This window comes from Simplicispira sp. GW247-4R2A, from assembly GCF_059424465.1.
Genome location: NZ_JBWKZM010000019.1, coordinates 70,954 through 90,232, shown reverse-complemented (window position 1 = coordinate 90,232; position 19,279 = coordinate 70,954). Strand labels below are relative to the sequence as shown.

General features: G+C 62.6%; 15 protein-coding genes and 4 pseudogenes. 3 read left to right on the top strand and 16 right to left on the bottom strand.

The window, feature by feature from the left end; translation table 11 throughout:
• Positions 1 to 576: pseudogene (locus AC07ZH_RS13750) on the bottom strand (IS5 family transposase); the annotation flags it as partial.
• 199 nt (positions 577 to 775) lie between these two features.
• Positions 776 to 1,462, bottom strand: a pseudogene (locus tag AC07ZH_RS13745) (IS30 family transposase); the annotation flags it as partial.
• Between the two features lie 132 nt (positions 1,463 to 1,594).
• On the opposite strand from AC07ZH_RS13745, the pseudogene AC07ZH_RS13740 reads away from it, so the two are divergent.
• Positions 1,595 to 2,200 (top strand): annotated as a pseudogene (locus AC07ZH_RS13740) (IS3 family transposase); the annotation flags it as partial.
• On the opposite strand, the pseudogene AC07ZH_RS13735 reads toward AC07ZH_RS13740, so the two are convergent.
• From AC07ZH_RS13735 to AC07ZH_RS13675, 13 genes and pseudogenes are all read right to left on the bottom strand, one after another.
• Positions 2,199 to 2,375: pseudogene (locus tag AC07ZH_RS13735) on the bottom strand (dihydroxy-acid dehydratase); the annotation flags it as partial. The pseudogenes AC07ZH_RS13740 and AC07ZH_RS13735 sit on opposite strands and share 2 nt — an antisense overlap.
• Positions 2,372 to 3,277 carry a DMT family transporter gene (locus tag AC07ZH_RS13730; protein WP_495200209.1) on the bottom strand — a complete coding sequence of 302 codons (906 nt, stop codon included), beginning with the start codon at positions 3,275 to 3,277 and terminating at the stop codon, positions 2,372 to 2,374. The pseudogene AC07ZH_RS13735 and the gene AC07ZH_RS13730, both read right to left, overlap by 4 nt.
• A gap of 32 nt (positions 3,278 to 3,309) precedes the next feature.
• Positions 3,310 to 3,996 (bottom strand): DAPG hydrolase family protein, encoded by a 687-nt coding sequence (locus tag AC07ZH_RS13725; RefSeq protein WP_495200208.1) that lies wholly within the window; start codon positions 3,994 to 3,996, stop codon positions 3,310 to 3,312.
• A 15-nt stretch (positions 3,997 to 4,011) separates the two neighbouring features.
• Positions 4,012 to 5,574, bottom strand: coding sequence for an ATP-binding cassette domain-containing protein (locus tag AC07ZH_RS13720; RefSeq protein WP_495200207.1), 1,563 nt, complete (start codon positions 5,572 to 5,574; stop codon positions 4,012 to 4,014).
• On the bottom strand, positions 5,571 to 6,545 hold the full coding sequence (locus tag AC07ZH_RS13715; protein WP_495200206.1) for a branched-chain amino acid ABC transporter permease: 975 nt from the start codon (positions 6,543 to 6,545) through the stop codon (positions 5,571 to 5,573). The genes AC07ZH_RS13720 and AC07ZH_RS13715 overlap by 4 nt, the downstream gene beginning before the upstream one ends.
• A complete protein-coding gene (locus tag AC07ZH_RS13710; protein WP_495200205.1) occupies positions 6,545 to 7,420 on the bottom strand; it encodes a branched-chain amino acid ABC transporter permease in 876 nt (291 codons plus the stop codon). The genes AC07ZH_RS13715 and AC07ZH_RS13710 overlap by 1 nt, the downstream gene beginning before the upstream one ends.
• 29 nt (positions 7,421 to 7,449) lie before the next feature.
• The gene (locus AC07ZH_RS13705) at positions 7,450 to 8,646 is read right to left on the bottom strand and encodes an amino acid ABC transporter substrate-binding protein (protein WP_495200204.1); all 1,197 of its coding nucleotides are present in this window, start codon (positions 8,644 to 8,646) and stop codon (positions 7,450 to 7,452) included.
• 49 nt (positions 8,647 to 8,695) lie between these two features.
• Complete coding sequence (locus tag AC07ZH_RS13700; protein WP_495200203.1) at positions 8,696 to 10,045, bottom strand: outer membrane beta-barrel protein; 1,350 nt, start codon at positions 10,043 to 10,045, stop codon at positions 8,696 to 8,698.
• Between the two features lie 32 nt (positions 10,046 to 10,077).
• Positions 10,078 to 11,013, bottom strand: a complete 936-nt coding sequence (kce, locus tag AC07ZH_RS13695; protein ID WP_495200202.1) for a 3,5-dioxohexanoate:acetyl-CoA acetone transferase — start codon at positions 11,011 to 11,013, stop codon at positions 10,078 to 10,080.
• Between the two features lie 69 nt (positions 11,014 to 11,082).
• Positions 11,083 to 11,997 (bottom strand): 3-hydroxyacyl-CoA dehydrogenase family protein, encoded by a 915-nt coding sequence (locus AC07ZH_RS13690; protein WP_495200201.1) that lies wholly within the window; start codon positions 11,995 to 11,997, stop codon positions 11,083 to 11,085.
• A 5-nt stretch (positions 11,998 to 12,002) separates the two neighbouring features.
• Positions 12,003 to 12,803, bottom strand: coding sequence for an SDR family NAD(P)-dependent oxidoreductase (locus AC07ZH_RS13685; protein ID WP_495200200.1), 801 nt, complete (start codon positions 12,801 to 12,803; stop codon positions 12,003 to 12,005).
• Entirely contained in the window at positions 12,800 to 13,156 is a 357-nt protein-coding gene (locus AC07ZH_RS13680; RefSeq protein ID WP_495200199.1) for a cupin domain-containing protein, read from the bottom strand. The genes AC07ZH_RS13685 and AC07ZH_RS13680 overlap by 4 nt, the downstream gene beginning before the upstream one ends.
• 13 nt (positions 13,157 to 13,169) lie before the next feature.
• Positions 13,170 to 14,009, bottom strand: a complete 840-nt coding sequence (locus tag AC07ZH_RS13675; protein WP_495200198.1) for a cyclase family protein — start codon at positions 14,007 to 14,009, stop codon at positions 13,170 to 13,172.
• A 379-nt stretch (positions 14,010 to 14,388) separates the two neighbouring features.
• On the opposite strand from AC07ZH_RS13675, the gene AC07ZH_RS13670 reads away from it, so the two are divergent.
• Together AC07ZH_RS13670 and AC07ZH_RS13665 are read left to right on the top strand one after the other, a co-directional pair.
• Positions 14,389 to 15,165 (top strand): IclR family transcriptional regulator, encoded by a 777-nt coding sequence (locus tag AC07ZH_RS13670; RefSeq protein ID WP_495200197.1) that lies wholly within the window; start codon positions 14,389 to 14,391, stop codon positions 15,163 to 15,165.
• A gap of 226 nt (positions 15,166 to 15,391) precedes the next feature.
• Positions 15,392 to 16,057: an SIR2 family NAD-dependent protein deacylase gene (locus AC07ZH_RS13665; protein WP_495200196.1), complete on the top strand. Its 666-nt coding sequence runs from the start codon at positions 15,392 to 15,394 to the stop codon at positions 16,055 to 16,057.
• Positions 16,058 to 16,117: 60 nt separating this feature from the next.
• Here AC07ZH_RS13665 and AC07ZH_RS13660 read toward each other — a convergent pair whose 3' ends face one another.
• The gene (locus AC07ZH_RS13660; protein WP_495200195.1) at positions 16,118 to 19,276 is read right to left on the bottom strand and encodes an error-prone DNA polymerase; all 3,159 of its coding nucleotides are present in this window, start codon (positions 19,274 to 19,276) and stop codon (positions 16,118 to 16,120) included.
• Positions 19,277 to 19,279 lie beyond the last annotated feature (3 nt).

Below are 19,279 nucleotides of genomic sequence, written 5' to 3'. Positions count from 1 at the left end.
CACAGATGTTTGGAGCGTCGCTGCTTTGGAGTCGGGCGTTTGACCACGATGGCATCGAGCACGGCCTCAATCTGCGTCACGTCGTGTGCGTTGACTCCCGTCACGACGAGTGACAACGGGACGCCACGCCCGTCCACCAGCAAATGGCGCTTGCTGCCATTTTTTCCCCCGATCCGTCGGATTGGAACCAACTGCCTCTTGCGCCAGCGGCGCCTTGAACATCGCCCCGTCAATGCTCTGCCAGCGCCAGGCAATGCCTTCGAGATCGTCGTATTCGGCAAGGCCTGCCTTCCATAACGACTCAAAGAACCCGGCCTTGGACCATTGCATGAATTTCTGATGCACAGCGCTGGCACTGCCAAAGCGCTCGGCTGGCAGTGCCTTCCATTGACAGCCCGTCCTCAGGACGTACACGATGGCCTCGAAAACCAATCGAGGTGCCTTTGGTGGGCGCCCCGCTCCTGCACTGCGCAGGTATTGTTTGTTCGGGTCGCGCACTGGCTGCGGGACCAGGGGCTCCACCCGTCTCCAGAATTCATCCGTCACCTCCCATGAATGGGCATGGGCCTTGGTCATCTGTCTTTCCCACGCCAAGTGAAGCTCGACTCAGGTCTGGAGTTTACATAATTTACGGATAAATCCTTAACCCGCCAAGCGGGAAAACCCAGCAAACAGGCCACGCCGGCCGATCCCGGCGAGGGCCGATTCCCGAATTCCCTCTCGGATTTCTTGGGGAAGGCGGCGGATTCAATAGCGAAGCGCAACACCCTGGATATCAATGAACAAGGGTGGAGTGCTGCGGGTTGTTGATCAGCAACTCGCGGTACACAGCCAGCGGTGATCGTACCCCCAGACCCTTTCTGGGGCGGTTGTTGATTTCATCGGCTATCGCATCGAGCTGCTCCTGGCTGTAGATGCTCAGGTCCGTCCCCTTGGGCAGGTACTGGCGCACCAGGCCATTCATGTTCTCGTTGGAGCCCCGCTGCCAGGGGCTGTGTGGGTCGCAGAAGTACACCGCTATGCCGGTCTGCTCGCTGAGCTTCTTGTGCATGCTCATCTCCCTGCCCTGGTCGTACGTCATGGAGAGGCGCATCGGTTGGGCAATGCTCAGCAGCTTGTCCGTGAAGCCCTGCAAGACGTTGGCAGCGCTGGCTGGCCTGAACTCTGGGAGTTTGACCAGCATGACCAAACGGCTGGTGCGCTCCACCAAGGTTCCCACCGCACTGGCATTGCCTTCGCCTTTGATCAGGTCACCTTCCCAGTGCCCAGGGAGCTGGCGGTCTCCGATCTCTGGAGGGCGCACGTGGATGCTCAGCATGTCAGGGATCTGACCCCTGCGGTCCTTGCCTTTGCTGCGCGGCAGGCGCTTGTTGTGGGCGTGGCGCAAGGTGGCGATCAACTCTTTGCGAAGCTCCCCCACGGGCATGGCATAAATGCAGTTGTAGATGGTCTCGTGTGACACGCGGTGCTCATGACCCAGAGGATACAAGCGTGCCAGTGTCAGGTAGAGCTGGCCCCGGAAATCTGAACATTCCGATAAGTGTGGAAACTGCTCCTGCTGGCGAGGACCTCGCCTGTGAATATTGGAGCAAAGATGAGCAGAAGACCCCGCCGTACGCACTCAGCGGCATTCAAGGCCAAGGTGGCGCTGACCGCCGTTCGAGGCGACAAGGGCGCTGGCCGAATTAGCGCAGCAGGGTGACGTGCACCCCAACCAGATCACCGACTGGAGGAACCAGTTGCTCACGCGAGCGGCAGATGTGTTCGGAGGCGAGCCATCGACGCCCGAGCCCACGATCGACCTGAAGACGCTGCACGCGAAGATTGGCCGGTTGGCGCTAGAGAATGATTTTTTGGAGGGTGCGCTCATCAAGGCCGGCATGCTGAGCGCAAAGCGATGATTGATCGATGCCACGATCTGCCGATCCAGCGCCAGGCCGAACTGGTGAACATCAGCCGAGGCTCTGCGTACTACACGGCCAAGCCAGTGAGCGATGGTGACCTGAGGCTGATGCGTCGTGTCGACGAACTTCACCTGGAGGTTCCCTTCGCCGGAGCCCGCATGCTACGCGACCTGCTGCGAGCCGAAGGCTTCGCGGTCGGCCGCAACTATATGACCACGCTGATGCGGCGCATGAGCATCGCGGCGCTGGGCACGTTGCCCAACACCAGCAAGAAGGCGCCTGGGCGCACGATCTATCGGCCAGCTTCTGCAAGCCAGAGTTGCATGGTGTGATGGTGGAGTGGCCATTGGCCACACCGATCATGGGTTTGCCAAAGTCTGACTCTTGGTAACCCATGCCGTAGTACATGGAGCGGTTGGACGTGCGGGCAACGCCTTCAGTGATGTTCTTGGACCGTCGGTTAATGGTCATTCGTTGTTCCTCGGTTGAATGGATGCCAGGTAGATGCTGGGCAGGATGAGTGCAGCACCCCAAGCGTGAAACCAATGCGGCGCCTCACCCAGCAGCCACCATGCGGTAATCGCGGCATAAACGGGGCTCAGGTACATGACCACGCCAGCACGGGTGGCGCCAAGTTCACGAACCATGAAGGAATAGGCCTGGTAGGACAGGAAGCCGGGCAGCAGGCCCGCCAGCACGATCAGCAACAGGGCCTTGGCGGTCAGCGCTGGTGCAATCGTGACGGCAAGCTCCAGCGCGGTGAAGGGCAGCAGGACGATCAGACCCCCCACCGTTATGCCCACCAGTCGCTGGCGTGGGCTCAGCTCAGACTGCCAAAACTGCTGCAGCACTGAGAAGACCACCCACGAACACGCCGCAGCAAGGATCCAGAGGTCGCCCGCCACGAAATGCGCCTGCATCAGGCTCAACAGGTCGCCACGAGAAATGATGAAAAGCACGCCCAGCAGGGCTAGGCCCATTGCGAACTGCTGGGCACGCGTGGCACGTTCGTGCAAGAGGTGCCGACTCATCACGGCGATACCCACTGGCGTGGCAGCGTAGATCAGCCCTATGTTGGTGGCCGATGTCGACTGGCCGCCGACATAGACAAAGGCGCCACAGATCCACATGCCCAGCGCCCCCAACACCAGCCATTGCCCCCACTCCCGCTGTGACGCGGCCACGATCTCGTGTCTGGTCGACCAGACTAGTGGAAGCAGCAACAGCAATGCGAAAGTCCAGCGCCCCAGCGCCAGAACATGCGGCGCCAAGACCCCGTTTGCAGCCCTGGCGATCACGTAATTGGAGGACCAGAGTGCCGGCGTAACCCACAACAGCGTCTTGGCCAGACGCTGTCTGGCATCGGGCTTCACGACAGCACTGGTTGGTGATCGGGAAACCGCCCTTACCAGGGCAGCTCGACCTTGTGGGTCTTGCGGTTCTCCGCGATGAACAGCGAAGGTAGGAAGCGCGACAGGAAAGTGAACTCGTTGTAGCAATGCTGCAGCAGACCTATCGCGAAGGCGTCCGGGATCATCTCTGCGATCTCTGCAGGGCTCTTCCCAGCTATGGGCAGGTCCTGCCCCATGTAGAAGTGGCTTCTTAGCGCACAGCCCCAGGGGGTGTTCCGAGCGATGTGCAGCAGGCGTCCGCCCAGCATGCGGCCGTCGGGCAGGCGCGGCGCGTCCCACCCCATGCCGGTTCGCCCGCAAACGGAGCCGCTGATGCGCCCTTCCGCCCTGGCCGACTTGTAGGCGTCGGCATCGAAGAACTCCTCATTGGCACGGAACTGGATCAGTAACTTCGCGGCTGGCAGGCCGGTGAAGAACTCCTCCACGACGTGGGTCGATCCCACGTGGGTGCTGGAGTCACCCCCTTCCCAATCGCTGGAGACGTGATCGACGGGGTGCCACCATATGTACTGCTGAGTGTTCGGACGAGACCGAAACCACCACTCGAACATCTCGCCCGTGCACCCATGCAGATCGGTGCGGCAGGCCACATGCAGGACGCCGTCAGGCGCCCGTTCGTAGCCGGTCTCAAGAGGCATAGGTGCGGGATCTAGCAAACGGTTCGCTTCGTTGAGCAGCATGTTTTGTCTCCAGGTTTAGTCTGCAGTGCCAATGTACAGATGTCGCAGGCGCGGGTCTTCGCGTATGGCTTTGGCGGTGCCCGAGAGCGCGAATTGACCACGTTCCATCACATGAACATCGTCGGCGAGTTCCAGTGCGCGTTCTACGTCTTGTTCGACGATCAGCATCGTGAGCCCAGCTGCCCGCAATTCGCTCAAGGCGGCGTACAGCCTGTCCATCATGATGGGCGCCAGGCCCAAACTGATCTCGTCGAAAAGCACCAGGCGGGGGCGAGACATCAAGGCTCTGCCAATGGCGAGCATCTGCTGCTGGCCACCGGACATCGATGTGCCACCGTTGAGTCGGCGTTCCTTTAAATCCGGAAGCAGCGTGTAGACACGCTCCAGGCGCTCTGCCCTCTGCTCCGCCGGCACGCTACGCGCTGGCAGGAGCAGGTTCTCTTCGACCGTAAGCGGTGCAAAGATCCGCCGCCCTTCCATGCACTGGGCCAGGCCGAGGCGCGAGATGCGATGGGCAGGCATGCCAGTGACATCCACGCCGTCGATCAGCATCTTGCCCGCGGTAGGCTTGTTGGTGCCGCTGATGACCTGAGACAGCGTGGTCTTGCCCACCCCGTTGGTTCCCAGGATGGCCACGACCTGACCGGCGTTGACCTTCAGGTCGATACCGTTGAGAACGCGGGCTTGTCCGTAACCGGCGTGAACGCCGCGCAGTTCAAGCACTGGTGCAGCGCTGACCTGACTCGCTTTGGTTGGTGCCACTAGGCCGGCGATGGCGCCCGCATGGGTCGGGGCTGCCGCTTTCTCGGCAGGGGTCTTGCCCGCCGTGCGACCTGGGTTCTTGTCGCCACCATGTGCGGTGCCCAGGTAGACTGCCGCCACATCATCGCTGGCCAGCACGTCCGCTGTGGTTCCCTCGGTAAACTTTTTCCCGAAATTCACTACGAGCAAACGGCTGCAGCACTCTCGAACCACGCGCAAGACGTGCTCGATGATGATGATGCCGTCCACTTCGTTCTTGAGCGACTTCACCAGGTCAATCAGCTCGGTCACTTCCGAATCGACCAGGCCAGCGCCCACCTCGTCTAGCAACAGCAACTTGGGTTGCAAGGCCAGCGCACGAGCGACTTCCAGCCGCTTGCGACGTAGCAGCGGCAGCTCACGCCCCTTCAGGTCTGCCGCATCATCCAGGCCGCATCGAACCAGGATGGCGTCACAGGCCTGCTTAGCCTTGGCACCCGAATCAAACGGGTGCAGCGAGAAGCGAGCGGCAAGCAGGTTCTCGCGCACCGTCATGTCGAGAAACGGCCGCGGGATCTGGTAGGTGCGACCAATGCCGCGCCGAGCGCGGTCCGATGCAGGCAGTGCCGTCACATCCAGACCGTTGAGCAGAATGCGGCCCTCGCTTGGTGCCAGTGCCCCCCCCAGTAAGCTGATCAAGGTCGATTTGCCTGCGCCGTTGGGGCCGATGATGCCCATCACCTCACCGTGCTTGAGTTCGAGCGAGACGTTGTCGGTGGCGACAATGCCGCCGTACCGCTTGACCAGGCCCTCTGCCTGGATGAGAGGACTGGTCATGACTTGCCCCCCTTGGTTGCGGTCAAACGCTTGGCCAGGCCCACCAGGCCCTGCGGCGCAAAGCGAATGACCAGAATCAGGATCAGACCGGTGATCGACAGGTGCAGAGCGGGGTAGTCGGCCAACAGCTCCGACAACGCTACCACGAAGATGGCACCCACTGCCGGGCCTGCTCGCTGGCCCTGGCCGCCAATGATCACGATCGAGAGCACATTGACCGTCCATTGCATGCCAAAGGTGCCATAGGGCTCAACGGTGCCAACCTTCAGACCTTGAAGTGCACCAGCTATGCCCATTAGGAAGCTGGCCAGCACGAAGGCTATCAACTTGATGCGGAAGGGGCGGACACCAATCTGGGCCGCCGCATCCTCGTCATCACGAACGCTGCGCAGCAGAATGGAGAAGCGGGATTGGGTCGCGATCGTCATCACGACCGAAGTGAATGCCAGGATGCTGAGTGCCACCCAGTAGAGGTCACGCAGGCCGGGTGGATCGATACTCAGGAACAGGCCCGAGGCACCACCGAATCCGCTGTAGTTCACCATCAGCAGGCGCAGCGCCTCGGCCAGCGCCAGCGTGCCGACTGTGAAGTACAAGCCGCGAAGCCTGAAGACAGCGCGGCAAACGGCCAAGGCGAGCAGCGCACCCGCGACACCGCCTCCGGGAATCGCCAGCGCCAGCGGCAGTCCTGCCTTGTTGATCAGGCCGGTCAGCGCGTAGGCCCCCACCCCAACGAAGGATGCTGTGCCCAACGACACCAGGCCGCCATAGCCGGCCAGCAGATTCCAGGCCTCTGCAAGCGTGATCATCAGGAACAAGCGAAAACCGATCTCCAGAGCATAGTCGGACAGCTGCGGTGCGGCCACCGCCAGTGTCACGAGCAAGGCTGGGAGCATCAAGAGTCTCGCCTGCCGACCCAAGGTCGTTTGGACTTCCACCGGCAGGGCCGGCTCGTTCATGGTCGCGGCCATCAGCGGCCTCCCGATGCTGTGATGCCCGACGGCCTCAGGGCCAGGGCAAGTAGGAACAATACAAGGCCGACCAGATCGCGGTAGCCGTCACCCAGGACCACGGCACCCAGGCTCTGCAACAGGCCCATGGCGATACCAGCCATGAGCGTGCCGAAGATGTTGCCGACGCCACCCAGAACCACCACGGCGAAGCTGATCAGCAAATAGGTCGAGCCCGTGCCCGGTGTGAATGAGAATGCCGTGCCGATCAGCACACCGCCCATGGCCGCACAGGCCGCTCCGAGCGCAAAGGTCAACGCGTGCACGCGCTTGACGTCGACACCCATCGCGGCGGCAGCCGTGGCATCTGCAGAGCTGGCGCGCAGTTCGCGGCCAAAGGCCGTCCGGGTGACCAGCAGATGGACCAGCCCGACCAGGATCACCGACAGCACGAACCCGATCACATAGATCTGCGACACAGTGACCGGACCTATGCTGAGGGGGCGAGCCGCATACGGCGCGTCAATAGTTCGGGTGTCCGCCGTGAAGGCAAGCAGGAGCAGGTTCTGCAGGATGATGGAGACGCCGAACATGGTCATCATGGGGGCCTCCATGCCTTTGCTAGCCAGCGGTGCGATGAGCAACCGCTGGAATGGCAAGGCTATGACCGCCATGAGCCCCCCCACCAGCAGCAAGCCGGCAATGGGGTCAATGCCGAAGTGACTCAGCAGAAAGTAGCTCAGGTAAGCGCCACAGACGAGCAACTCTCCGTGGGCCAGGTTCACCAGGCGCATGACGCCCAGCGCGATCGAAAGGCCCAGGGCAATCAGGGCCAGAATTCCTCCAAGGAGGAATCCCGACACCAGACTGCTGACCACGACATCAAAGTTCGGCATGGTGCCTCCTGCTGTCCACTGATGTGAATTTACTTCGACTCAGGCAACGGGAATATCAGCTTGCCGTTGGCGCGATCCTTGGGCCACACCACGACAGCCTTCCCGTTCTGCCATTGCATTAGGGCGATGGGAATGGCCGAGGTGTTGCCGCTGTCAAACTTGACTGGGCCGACCGCGTAGGTCTTGTTGGTCTTGGCGATCGCGGCGTTGATCTTCTCCCGGTCCACGGAGCCCGCTGCACCGATGGCATCCAAGAGAATTTGAGCGGCCACGTGTGAGTCGGCAATGTGCTGGCTTTGCGTCTGCTTGGTCTCAGACTCGAAGCGTTTGGCCAGGTCGGCCGCACCGGGATAAGGGAAGCTCGGGTCCCAATAGCCGCCCACCAGGACGCCGTTGGCCAGTTTGCCAGTGGCCTGGGCGAAGAATTCAGGCTCGGCGCCCTTTTCCATCACCAACAGCTTGGGCGAGAAGCCCGCGGACGCCATTTGCTTGCGCATGGCGATCGCCTGAGGGGGAATCGCGTCCACCAGGACGATGTCTGCACCATTCGACTTGGCCTCAGCCACCATGGTGGTGAACTGGGTCGAATCGGTCGGGAACGAGGTGTTCTGAGCCACCGTGTAGTTGCCGGCCTTGGCGGTCTCAGGCCAGATCTTGCCGCCGACCACGGTGCCGTCAGGACCGTTGTCCGCCAGGATCGCGACCTTCTTGTTGGTTTGCAGGCCGAGGTCAGCCATCATGCGGAAAGGCGCCGTAGCGAGTTCGGTCTCGTCGAAGAACAGGACCCAGGCGTATTGCCACTTGCGCACCGACTTGAAAGCCTGCAGCGGGTCGCAGCCCGCCACCAAGGGCACCTTGCGGCGCTCGGCTACCAGAGCACCGGCGTTCACCAGCGCAGGCGTGCAGGAGCCCAGCAGCGCCACGGCCTTGTCACGCGAAATCAGGCTCTCGGTGTTGCTGGCGGTGACATTGGGGTCGGTCTTGTCGTCACGGATGACGAGCTTGACGGTCACCTTCTTGCCATCGACCGTCAGGCCGCCGGCCTTGTTGATGTCGTTGACGGCGGTCTCGTAGCCCCACTTCTGGTACATGCCGAACCCGGCCAGCGTACCCGACAGAGGGATGGACGCGCCGATGACGATCTCTTCTGCATGGGCCACCGGCAACGTGCCAGCCACCATGGCAGCGGCTAGGGCCATCTGGCCAAACTTGTTCGCAAACTTCATTGGAGTCTCCTTTTGAGCTCGACCCGAAGGCCGAGGGAAGTCAATCGCTTCAGAAATACACGACCACATCAGCGGACAGTGTGGTCTGCTTGGTGGCGGTGCCGCCACCGTAGGCCTTGATACCGTTGTTGTTGGACTGCCAGTCGTAGCGCAGCTCTGGGCGGAACACGATGTTCTTGGTTAGGTCCAGCTTGGCGCCGACAGTGACGGCATTGAAGTTGCCGGGCACACCGGTGACTGGGAACAAGGCCGTACCCTTGCGGTCATGGAAGGTCTCAACGCGCACGCCGTACTGCACAGTCGGACTGGTGCGATACAAGGCTTGAGCGTTCAGGCCAGAGTAGTTGCCACCCTTGTAGAAGGGGCCCGACAGGATGTCGATGGTGTCCGGCTGGCCATCGCCAGCTTGCTTGCCATACAGCGCTTCACCATGCAATTCCCAGCCATCGGCCGGGTGCACGATGACGGACAGCGAGTGGTGCTGGCGCAGCTGGCCACGCGGCGAAATCACCCGCGCGACGGGCATTTGCGGCGCGCCGGACGGCGAGTTCTGCTCGTTGCCGCGCATGAAGCTGTAGTCCACCCATGTCTGCATGTCGCCGCTACGCCAGCGCAGCGCACCGATGATGCTCTTATCGCCGTTGTTGTCCTTCCAGTTCTGGCGGCCATTCACCACACCCAGCTCACCAGCCAGGAAGCCGGTGTCGTTGCGCAGCAGATTGGCGGAGAACAGCGCGCCGGTCACCTGGTCAGGCTGGGACACGAAGGCGTAGGTGCGCGAGTAGAAGAAGTTTGGGCCCGGACGCCAGGCGGACGGGATTTCGTAGCCGACACCAGAGCCAAATCGACCGGCCATCAGTGTCATGCCCTGGGCGAACGGCAGGTACATCTCGCCGTAGACCTGCGGCAAGGCTAGGTAATTCTGGCGATTTGTGCCAGGAGGCGTGCCCGCCGGGGTGGCGTTGATGCCCCAGTCGGCATCCAGCCCCTGCATGCTGGCCGGCAGGCCATTGCGCCCGTAGAGCAGTTCAGCGTGAAAACCCCACGAGAACTCCCATGGCACCGGTCCCGGCGTGGGCGTGATGCGGGGCAGCAGGTTGGTGTGCATCGACTTCTCGAACAGGAACTGCAGCGCGTTCAGTTGCAGGCCTTCATCCGCCGGTCCGACGATGGGCAGGTTGCTGTGGCCGGCCGTCGCTTGTGCGTGAGTGGTGGTGTTGTTCGTGGATGCGCCCACCTGAAGCAAACCAGACAGCTTGACGCCAGTGGCTTGCTCAAAGGATTCGAACAGCGTGAATGGAGGTGCATTCGCACCATCTGTGGATTGCGCCAATACTGCCGACGAGAGGCCGGCAGCGAACAGGCTTGCGCAGGCGGCCGGGATGAAGCTAAGTTTCATCGTTTGTCTCCGTTATGGTCTGGTGGGAAACTTCAGAATGCGACGTTGTCGCCACCCTTGAGTGCCAGCATGGCGCGGGCCTCGGCGGGAGTGGCGATTTCGCAGCCCAGCTCTTCGAGGATGTGGCGGATCTTCTTGACCTGCGCCGCGTTGCTTTCGGCCATCTGGCCGCGTCCGAGGTACACGCTGTCTTCCAGGCCAACGCGGACGTTGGCGCCCTGGATGGCCGCGTAGGTGAGGAGCGACATCTGGTGGCGGCCAGCGCCCAACACCGACCAGTGGTAGTCGTTGCCGAACAGCCGGTTGGCCGTGTCGCGCATGAAGGTGACGTTCTGCGGGTCGGGGCCGATGCCGCCCAGGATGCCGAAAATGGTCTGGACGAAGAACGGCGGCTTGATCAGGCCAGCGTCGACGAAATACGCCAGGTTGTACAGGTGGCCAACGTCGTAGCACTCGAACTCGAATCGTGTTCCGCAGCCCTCGCCGAGGTCCTTCAAGATGTGGCGGATGTCGCGGAAGGTATTGCGGAAGATGATGTCTTCGGTGCCTTCAACGTAAGCCTGTTCCCAGTCGTACTTCCAGTTCTTGATCTTGTTCGCCACCGGGTGGATGGAGAAGTTCATCGAACCCATGTTCAACGATGCCATCTCGGGCTTGAACCTCAGCGGGGGCGCAAGCCGCTCGGGCAAGGTCATCTTGGTGGAACCACCGCTGGTGATGTTGATCACTGCATCGGTCACCGCCTTGATCGGACCGAGGAACTCCGCAAAGATCTCGGGATCGGCGCTGGGGCGCCCATCGATCGGATCGCGGGCGTGTAAATGCAGAATCGACGCGCCCGCGTTGGCCGCGTCGATGGATTGCTGTGCGATGTCCTTGGGTGTCAGCGGCAAGTACTGCGACATCGACGGCGTGTGGATCGCGCCGGTAACGGCACAAGTGATAATGACTTTTTTCGGCTTGGTCATGGCGGCTCCTGTCTGAGTGAGGAAGCTGCCCATCAGCGACTGGGCAGCACGGTCAAATAAACGACTCGTTCAACGTCCTTCTGAGGCGTTCATCGCCTTGAGGTGGCCGAGCACTCTGGCGCGCAGCTCGGCCTGCTGTTCTGGGGTCCAGGTACGGAAGCCTTCGCCACTCTTCATGCCCAGCCTGCTGGCGTCGATGAGTTGCTGAAGGTAGGGCGATGGCCCAGGTGTTGCATTGATGGACGGAAGCACCGTCTCGTGGATCGCCAACGTGAGGTCGATGCCGACCAGGTCTGCGTTCTCTAGCGGGCCGAGAACCGGTAGGCGTCGACCAAAGCTGGCCTTGACCACGGTGTCCACGGTCTCGGCATCGCAAACGCCGTCGGCCACCAGCGCCACGGCTTCGCGCCACAGGGCGTGTTGGAGTCGGTTGCCGATGAAGCCCGGGACATCCTTCTCGACCATGGCCGGGGTCTTGCCCACCGATGCCAACAGGTCAAACATGCGCTGTGCCAGCGTAGGATCTGTGTCCGGAGTCTTGATCACCTCAACGAGGGGGATCAGGTACGGAGGGTTCCACCAGTGGGTTCCCATGGCACGGTGACCAGTGCGCAGGCCGCGCATGATGTCCGTGATGGGAATCACCGAGGTGTTGCTTGCCAGCAGGGCATGCGCCGGCGCCAGCAATTGCAACTGCTCAAACAGCTTGTTCTTGAAGGCCAGATTTTCTGGGCCAGCCTCGAACACCACGTCGGCGGAGGCAACACACTCACCCAGCTCCTCGACCGGGAACACGCGCTCAATGGCACCGGCGTCCTGGCCCAGGTCAATCAGGTTCTTGCAGATGCGCTCGCGCAACGTGACCAGGGCGTCCGGGTTCGGGTCGTAGACTGTCACCAGGTGACCGGCCAAGGCGAAGACTTGGGCGATGCCGTGGCCCATGAGGCCGGCACCGATGATGGCGATCTGTTCTTTCTCCGCCATCGCCTTCACCCTGCCGTGTAGCCGCCGTCTGCATAGACGGTGTGGCCGGTGTGGAAGGCGGACGCCTTGGAGCACAGGAACAGCAGCGGGCCAGCCAGATCCTCGGGCTCCCCCAGGCGGCCCAGCGGCACGCGGGACAGGAAACCATCGCGAACCGTACGCGCCTTTTCGGTGTCCTCGAACATCCAGGCGGTCAGCGGCGACCGGAATACGGTTGGTGCGATGGCATTCACGGTGATGCCGTGCTTGCCCCATTCGCAGCCCAGCGCGCGGGTCAGACCATCTGTAGCAGCCTTGGAAGCGCAGTAGGCGCTGTACCCGGCGGGGTGACCCAGCTTTCCGCGTGCCGACGAGACCAGCACCACCTTGCCGCCCACACCGCGCGGGATGACACGTTGACCAAACGCGCGGCACAGCAGCCAGGTGCTGGTGACGTTGCCATCCATCACGCTCTCGAATCGGTCGAGGGACATGTCGACGATGGAGCACGGGTCATTGAGCCCCGACCCCATCACGAGGATGTCGAGTTGGTCCCAGGCATCCAGGGCCGCATCCATGATGGCGGCGCAGTCAGCGTCCGTACTCGGACGTCGAGCGACCGTGCGTACCTCCGCACCCAGGGCCCGGCAGGCCTCAGCGGTTTCCTTGAGCGCTTGCTGGTTGCCGGCAGCCAAGACCAGCTTCGCCCCTGCCCCCGCAAGTACCTTGGAGGCCAGCGCGCCAAACGCGCCGGACGAGCCCGTGACCACGGCCACCTTGCCGCGCACGTCGAAAAGCGACGCGGGGTTCTTCAGCCATTCAGTCATGACTTGCTCTCGGTTTTTGGCGGATAAGGCATCACGACGAGCATCGTGGCAACCTCATTACCTTCGTTCTTCACTTCGCGGACTTCGTTGGCGGGAATGAAGCAGCTGTCCATGGCACGAAGCACCAGGTCCTGGTCTTCGGTCTTGACGCGGAGTTCGCCCGCCAGAACGACATAGACCTTTTCCAGCGGGGAGGCATCCGGGCCCGCCCCGCCGCCAGGCAGGAAGTGGGACAGGCCTGTCCAGAACTGCTCGGGGCCGCCCGCCTCGAAGCCCTGCAGGCGCAGTGAGCGCATCTCGTAGTGGTTGGGCGCCACATACGGCTTGGCGTCCGAAAAGTGGGTGACCTTCATGAGCGTCTCCTGCTTACTTGCCGGTTTCGATGCGGTACTGGCCGCTCGGGTCGACGATGGCGACCAGGCGCACGATGCAACCGTCGCCCTTGGTCCACCGCCAGGGGAAGGCCGCGAACGTGACGCGCTTGCCGGTGACCTTGTCGATCTCACCGCCAACGTTTTCGAAGCCGCAGATGCCTTGCTTCAGGATGGCTTGGTGGCAGGGTTCCCACTCGGGGAAGTCCTCGATCACCTTGCGGCCGGTCTCACTCTCGTACTCGCGGTTGACGTCAGGCAGCAGGCCGTTGGGCCAGCCCGGGCCGTGCGGGCCGATGGCGGTGCCCAGCGGATGGTCCAGCGCCTGGGTGTCGCTGCCGATCATCTTCACCTTCTTCTTGGCGAACCACTCACCGGCTTCCTTGTAGAAGCCCGGCGAGTAGGCGTAGTACATGCGGTTGTCGCCGTAGTGCTTGTGCCAGCCGGTGTTGACGATGACGATGTCGCCTTCGCGAATCTGGGGGCTCACGGCTTCCAGGTCGGCGGCGGTGATGACTTCCCACTTCTTCTTCGGGATCGACACCACGACGCCAGTCCCGAAGAAGTGCGGCAACGGCACTTCGTCCATGAAGGCCGTGCCTTCAACCACGTGAGCCGGCGCATCGATGTGCGTGCCAGAGTGCATCACCGTGGTGATCTTTTGGGTCAGGACGCCCGAGCGCGCCATGGTGTGCAGGCGCTCGATCTTCACGTCCTCGAAGTAGGGCCAGCAAGGCTGGCCCAGGCCCCAGGGGTGGCTCAAGTCATAGAACTCAAGCCCCATCTTGTTGTTGAGGTTTTCCTCGTAATCCGTGCCACGAACATTGATCGTCATCTCGCTCTCCTTGGTCGCCAAAGAACCCGCCTGAATCGCCCCATTGCGAAGAAAGCGTCTCTGGTCAGGGATTTAACGTTACCGTGATGCGGTACAGTTGCATCGTATTGTGGTGCAATAAAGATATGCGGAAATCGGTGTTTTCCCCACCATGGGATCGAAAGGGCCAACGCCAGGCAGGTGCCCACGTCCGCATCTGGAGCGCCCAGCAAACGGTTGTTGGCGCAGCAACTAAACTGCGAGAAAGGCCTGCCAAGTGAACGGGCGAGATGACGTGTCGCTCTGGGCTTTGCCTCGGCGAAATCGCAAATCCGCCCGAGGCCATCTGGAACTTGCGACACCCGCGACCCTTCGACAAAATGAATTGATGCCCAGGCCCATGCAACCGACAGACGACGAAGCCCCTTCTTCAGAGCGCCAAGGCATTCAGGTCATCGCGCGCGCCGCAGCGCTGCTTCGAGCACTTGAGCGCCGACCTGACGGGCTCAGCCTCGGCGAGTTGGCCAAGGCTGTTTCCTTGCCTCGCTCCACGGTGCAGCGAATCGTGGATGCTCTGGACAACGAAGGCTTTGTCTTGGCTGCGTCCGCCACCAGCGGGGTTCGCCTTGGCCCGGCGCTCTTGGCACTCGCTGCGGCCACACGCTTTCACATCGCCGAAGAGGCGAGAGAAACACTCGCGGCGCTCGCCAAGGAGTGTGGAGAAACCGTCGACTTGTCCTTGGTAGACCAGGACAAGGTGGTCTTCATCGATCAGGTGTCGGGCACCCACCGACTCACGGCCATCTCTGCGGTCGGGGTGTCGTTCCCGCTGCACTCGTCCGCAAACGGAAAGGCTGTGTTGGCCGCCATGCCGGACGAGGAGATAGCCAGACTGCGCAAGCGTCTGAAATTGAACCCCATCACGGCGAAGACGATCACATCATGGGACAAGTTGGATAAGGAAATTGAGCTCATCCGAAAGCGCGGCTTCGCCTATGACATGGAGGAGAACTCCGAGGGTCTTTGCGCCGTGTCTGTCGCAATTCGCAGTGCCTCAGGCGAGATTGCCGCCATCTCGATACCTGCACCTGCACAACGGTTCCAAGCGACAGAAGAAGAGCTCACGTCTGCCTTGCTGAAACACACGGGGAAGCTGCGGCAGCGGCTGACGCGTTAGCCCGTTTCGAGTCGTCGCTACCCTCGGTCCTAGCATTCAAGACCAGCGCGAGCTCCTGTGGGTCGTGTCTATTGAGGCCTGTAGGCGAAAGAATGACTCACTGATTCGCAGGCGCTCCGCAGCGAAGTCGAAGACCGCTGCATCCTCGCTCTTTGCAGGCATCAGTTCACGGCCCACCATCTCGGCTCCTCGTGCAACTCTGGCGAGATCGGTGTCAATACACCGCATGTACGCTAGCAGATGGGTCAAGCACCGCTTGGCGCTGTACCGCGAGACAGTGCCGCATTTCGGATACGAACTTCTGAAGCGCTGGGGCTCCCAGATGTTTCATGGGCTCAGCGTCTTCACCAGCAACGTGGATGGCCAGTTTCAGAAGGCGGGCTTTGACCAGGCACATATCCATGAATGCCACGGTTCCCTTCACCACCTGCAATGCCTCGAACCTTGCAGAGAAAACGTCTGGCTTGCCGATGGCTTTCAGCCGGACGTGGATGAGCACGAGTGCCGACTGCGCAATGCGCCACCCGCCTGCCCGCACTGCGGCGGCCTGGCGCGCCCGAATGTGCTGATGTTCGGCGACGGGGAATGGATCGATCGGCGCAGCGCAGCGCAGCAAAATCGACAGAACACTTGGCTCTCGGGAGTGACGCGAACCATCGTCATCGAATTGGGCGCTGGCACGGCGATCCCCTCGGTCCGGCACTTCAGTCAGCGTGTGATTCACGAGTTCGGCGGGCGACTTATTCGAATCAATCCCCATGAGTGCGCTGTACCGACGCGGCTGGACGCAGGTCTGCGAATGGGCGCCGCCGATGGGCTTGCGTCGATTGCCAAGGTTCTGTCCCCTGAGTGGGGCTCACCTGGGTTCGCAGGAGACGATGGCAGGCGCTGATTCGGGGCAGCCATCGAGCCACCGAGGTGTCTTGTGGACACGTGAAGCTTTGGAGATTCATCACCTGAAATCCCGACTCTGCGTCCCCAACCTCCCCAGCAGCGGCGAGAGGTCCGCCAGCTTCTGTGCAATCAGATTGCACACATCCCCTTCACGCTGCCAGCGCCCCTTCACAGCCAGTAGCCGGGCGCCGAGCAAGACCTCGCGCTGCGCCTCGCGCACCCCGCGCCAGACAATGACCTGAATAGATCCGTACTCGTCTTCGAGCGACACAAAGACCGTACCGCCGGCCGTCTGCGGCTGCTGGCGCACGGTCACGATGCCGGCGGTGCGAACAATGCGCCCATCGGGAACCTGGCGCAGTTGCTCCGAAGTCCTGAGGCGGTAGCGCTCCAGGCGCGCTCGCAGCAGCGCCATCGGATGGCTGCGCAGCGTCAGCCCCACCGAGGCAAAGTCCCACAGCACCTCTTCGCCTTCCTTGGCCTCTTCCAGCACCAGAACCTCCTCGTCCACCGGCGCGCCGTGCAGGAGTTCAGGCACCGCGTGCAGGGCAGCCGCTTCCCAGACCTGTTGCCGGCGATGCCCCGCCAGACTCTGCAGCGCACCGGCAGCGGCCAGCAGCTTCATCTCGTGCAGTTCCAGGTGGCACCGCCGGGCCAGATCTTGCGCGCTGTCGAACGGCGCTCTGCTTCGCTCCTGCACGATGCGCTCGGCGCTGTGGCTCTGCAGCCCTCTGACCATGCGCAGGCCCAGCCGCACGGCAGGAACTTCGGACAGATCTTCCAAGGTGGACTCCACGTCGCTGTGCGTCACGTCCACCGGCCGCACCTGGACGCCATGGCGCCGCGCGTCCTGCACCAGTTGGCTGGAAGAGTAAAAGCCCAGCGGTTGGCTGTTGAGCAGGGCGGCAAGGAACGCCGCGGGCTCGTGGCACTTGATCCAGGACGAGGCGTAGACCAGCAGCGCAAAGCTGGCCGAATGGCTCTCTGGAAACCCGTACTCCGAGAACCCCTTGATCTGCTCAAAAATCGATTCGGCAAACGCCTGCTCATAGCCACGTGCGGTCATGCCATCCACTATCTTGCTGTAGTACTTCTCCAATCCTCCCTTGCGCTTCCACGCCGCCATGGCCCTGCGCAGGCCATCGGCTTCACCCGGCGTAAAACCAGCCGCCAGGATGGCCACCTGCATCACCTGCTCCTGAAAAATTGGCACCCCCAGCGTGCGTCCGAGCGCCAGTTCCAGGTCCTTGCTCGGATACACCACCGGCTCCTTGCCCTGGCGGCGGTTCAGATACGGATGCACCATGCCGCCCTGAATGGGCCCTGGCCGCACGATAGCCACCTGGATGACCAGGTCATAAAAGCAGCGCGGCCGGTGGCGCGGCAGCATGCTCATCTGCGCCCGGCTCTCGATCTGGAAGACGCCTACGGTGTCGGCTTTGCAGATCATGTCGTAGGTGGCGTTGTCTTCTGCGGGAATGTCTTGCATGCCGAACGCGTAGCCGCGCCGATCCGAGATGAAGTCCAGAGCGCGCCGCAGGGCCGAGAGCATGCCCAGGGCCAGCACATCCACCTTGAGGAGGCCTGCTGCGTCCAGGTCGTCCTTGTCCCACTGGATCACGGTGCGATCGGGCATGGAGGCGTTCTCCACCGGCACCGTGCGGCAGAGCAAATCGCGGGTCAGTACAAAGCCGCCGGTGTGCTGTGACAAGTGCCGCGGAAACCCGATCAGCTGCCCGGTCAATTCAACAAGTTGGCGCACCGCCAGCGACTCGGGCTCCATGCCCAGTTCCTCGAACCGTTCGCGCCGGACCTGTTTGCCATCGAACCACTGCTGGCCCTTGGCAATCGCATCCACCGTCTCCAGGTCAAACCCCAGCGCCTTGCCTACGTCCCGAATGGCTGAGCGCGGGCGGTAGGTGATGACGGCGGCGGTGAGCGCTGCCCGGTCGCGCCCGTACTTGTTGTAGAGGTACTGGATCACCTCTTCGCGCCGCTGGTGCTCAAAATCGATATCGATATCCGGCGGCTCGTTGCGCTCCCGGGAGATGAATCGCTCGAACAGCACCGACATGCGCGCGGGGTCGACTTCCGTCACGCCCAGGCAGTAGCAGACCACGCTGTTGGCCGCCGAGCCCCGGCCCTGGCACAGGATGTGGCGCGAGCGGGCAAAAACCACGATGTCGTACACCGTCAGAAAATACGGCTCGTACTTGAGCTCGCCAATCAGTTCGAGCTCGTGCTCGATCTGCTCCTGCACCTGGGTGGCAATGCCTGCCGGCCAGCGCCGGCCCGCGCCTTCATAGGTCGCCTGGCGCAGGTAGCTCGTGGCCGTATGGCCCGGCGGCACCACCTCGTCGGGGTACTGGTAGCGCAGCTCGTCCAGGCTGAAGCTGCAGCGCGCCGCCACGCGCAGGGTCTCCTGCAAAAGCTCTGCAGGAAAGGTCTGCGCGAGGCGCAGGCGACTGCGCAGGTGCCGCTCGGCGCTGCGCTCCAAGGCGTCGCCGCATTCGGCCAGGGGCTTGCCGATACGGGTCGCGGTGAGGACATCGTGCAAGGGCTTGCGTGAGCGCACATGCATGTGCACGTCGCCCACTGCCACCAGCGGCAGCGCGGTCAAGGCAGAAAGAGCGCGCATGCGGTGCAGCCACAGCTCATCGTCGAGCCGGCGCAGCTGGGCCACGCCGATCCAGCAGCGGCCGGTGAACTCCTTGAGTACCCAACGACCGAGCCGCTCCAGCTCCCCATCGCTCGATGCGCGCTCCGGGCACAGCAGCACCAGGCAGTCCGCGAGCGCCGCACCCGTGACATCCGCCATGGTGGCGCGGTAAGTACCTTTCTCGCTGGCGCGCCGCAGGCGGGTGATGAAGGCGCACAGGTTGCCGTAGCCGGCGAGGTTCTGCGCCAGCACGACCAAGGTGCAGGCGGGCTCCTTCGCCTTCGCATCCGCCTCTGCTCCCACCTCCGCAGGCTCGATGCAGAACTGCGACCCCAGGACCAGCGCCAGGCCAAGCTCCTTGGCTGCCACATGCGCGCGCACCACGCCCGCCATGCTGCATTCGTCCGCCATGGCCAGGGCGCTGTAGCCCAGCGCCTTGGCCCGCTCGACCAATTCCTCCGGGCGGCTGGCGCCGCGCAGAAAGCTGAAGTTGGACAGGCACTTGAGCTCGGCATACGCCGGCAAAGCGTGGGCGCCAGGTGGGGTGCGAGTAGCCATGGG

What these genes read in the sequence shown, in the direction of transcription:
- AC07ZH_RS13705 (WP_495200204.1), bottom strand. Translation starts at nt 8,646, where the DNA reads ATGAAGTTTGCGAACAAGTTTGGCCAGATGGCCCTAGCCGCTGCCATG.
- AC07ZH_RS13710 (WP_495200205.1), bottom strand. Translation starts at nt 7,420, where the DNA reads ATGCCGAACTTTGATGTCGTGGTCAGCAGTCTGGTGTCGGGATTCCTC.
- AC07ZH_RS13665 (WP_495200196.1), top strand. Translation starts at nt 15,392, where the DNA reads ATGTACGCTAGCAGATGGGTCAAGCACCGCTTGGCGCTGTACCGCGAG.
- AC07ZH_RS13720 (WP_495200207.1), bottom strand. Translation starts at nt 5,574, where the DNA reads ATGACCAGTCCTCTCATCCAGGCAGAGGGCCTGGTCAAGCGGTACGGC.
- AC07ZH_RS13685 (WP_495200200.1), bottom strand. Translation starts at nt 12,803, where the DNA reads ATGACTGAATGGCTGAAGAACCCCGCGTCGCTTTTCGACGTGCGCGGC.
- AC07ZH_RS13700 (WP_495200203.1), bottom strand. Translation starts at nt 10,045, where the DNA reads ATGAAACTTAGCTTCATCCCGGCCGCCTGCGCAAGCCTGTTCGCTGCC.
- AC07ZH_RS13675 (WP_495200198.1), bottom strand. Translation starts at nt 14,009, where the DNA reads ATGACGATCAATGTTCGTGGCACGGATTACGAGGAAAACCTCAACAAC.
- AC07ZH_RS13680 (WP_495200199.1), bottom strand. Translation starts at nt 13,156, where the DNA reads ATGAAGGTCACCCACTTTTCGGACGCCAAGCCGTATGTGGCGCCCAAC.
- AC07ZH_RS13670 (WP_495200197.1), top strand. Translation starts at nt 14,389, where the DNA reads ATGCAACCGACAGACGACGAAGCCCCTTCTTCAGAGCGCCAAGGCATT.
- AC07ZH_RS13690 (WP_495200201.1), bottom strand. Translation starts at nt 11,997, where the DNA reads ATGGCGGAGAAAGAACAGATCGCCATCATCGGTGCCGGCCTCATGGGC.
- kce (WP_495200202.1), bottom strand. Translation starts at nt 11,013, where the DNA reads ATGACCAAGCCGAAAAAAGTCATTATCACTTGTGCCGTTACCGGCGCG.
- AC07ZH_RS13715 (WP_495200206.1), bottom strand. Translation starts at nt 6,545, where the DNA reads ATGGCCGCGACCATGAACGAGCCGGCCCTGCCGGTGGAAGTCCAAACG.
- AC07ZH_RS13725 (WP_495200208.1), bottom strand. Translation starts at nt 3,996, where the DNA reads ATGCTGCTCAACGAAGCGAACCGTTTGCTAGATCCCGCACCTATGCCT.
- AC07ZH_RS13660 (WP_495200195.1), bottom strand. Translation starts at nt 19,276, where the DNA reads ATGGCTACTCGCACCCCACCTGGCGCCCACGCTTTGCCGGCGTATGCC.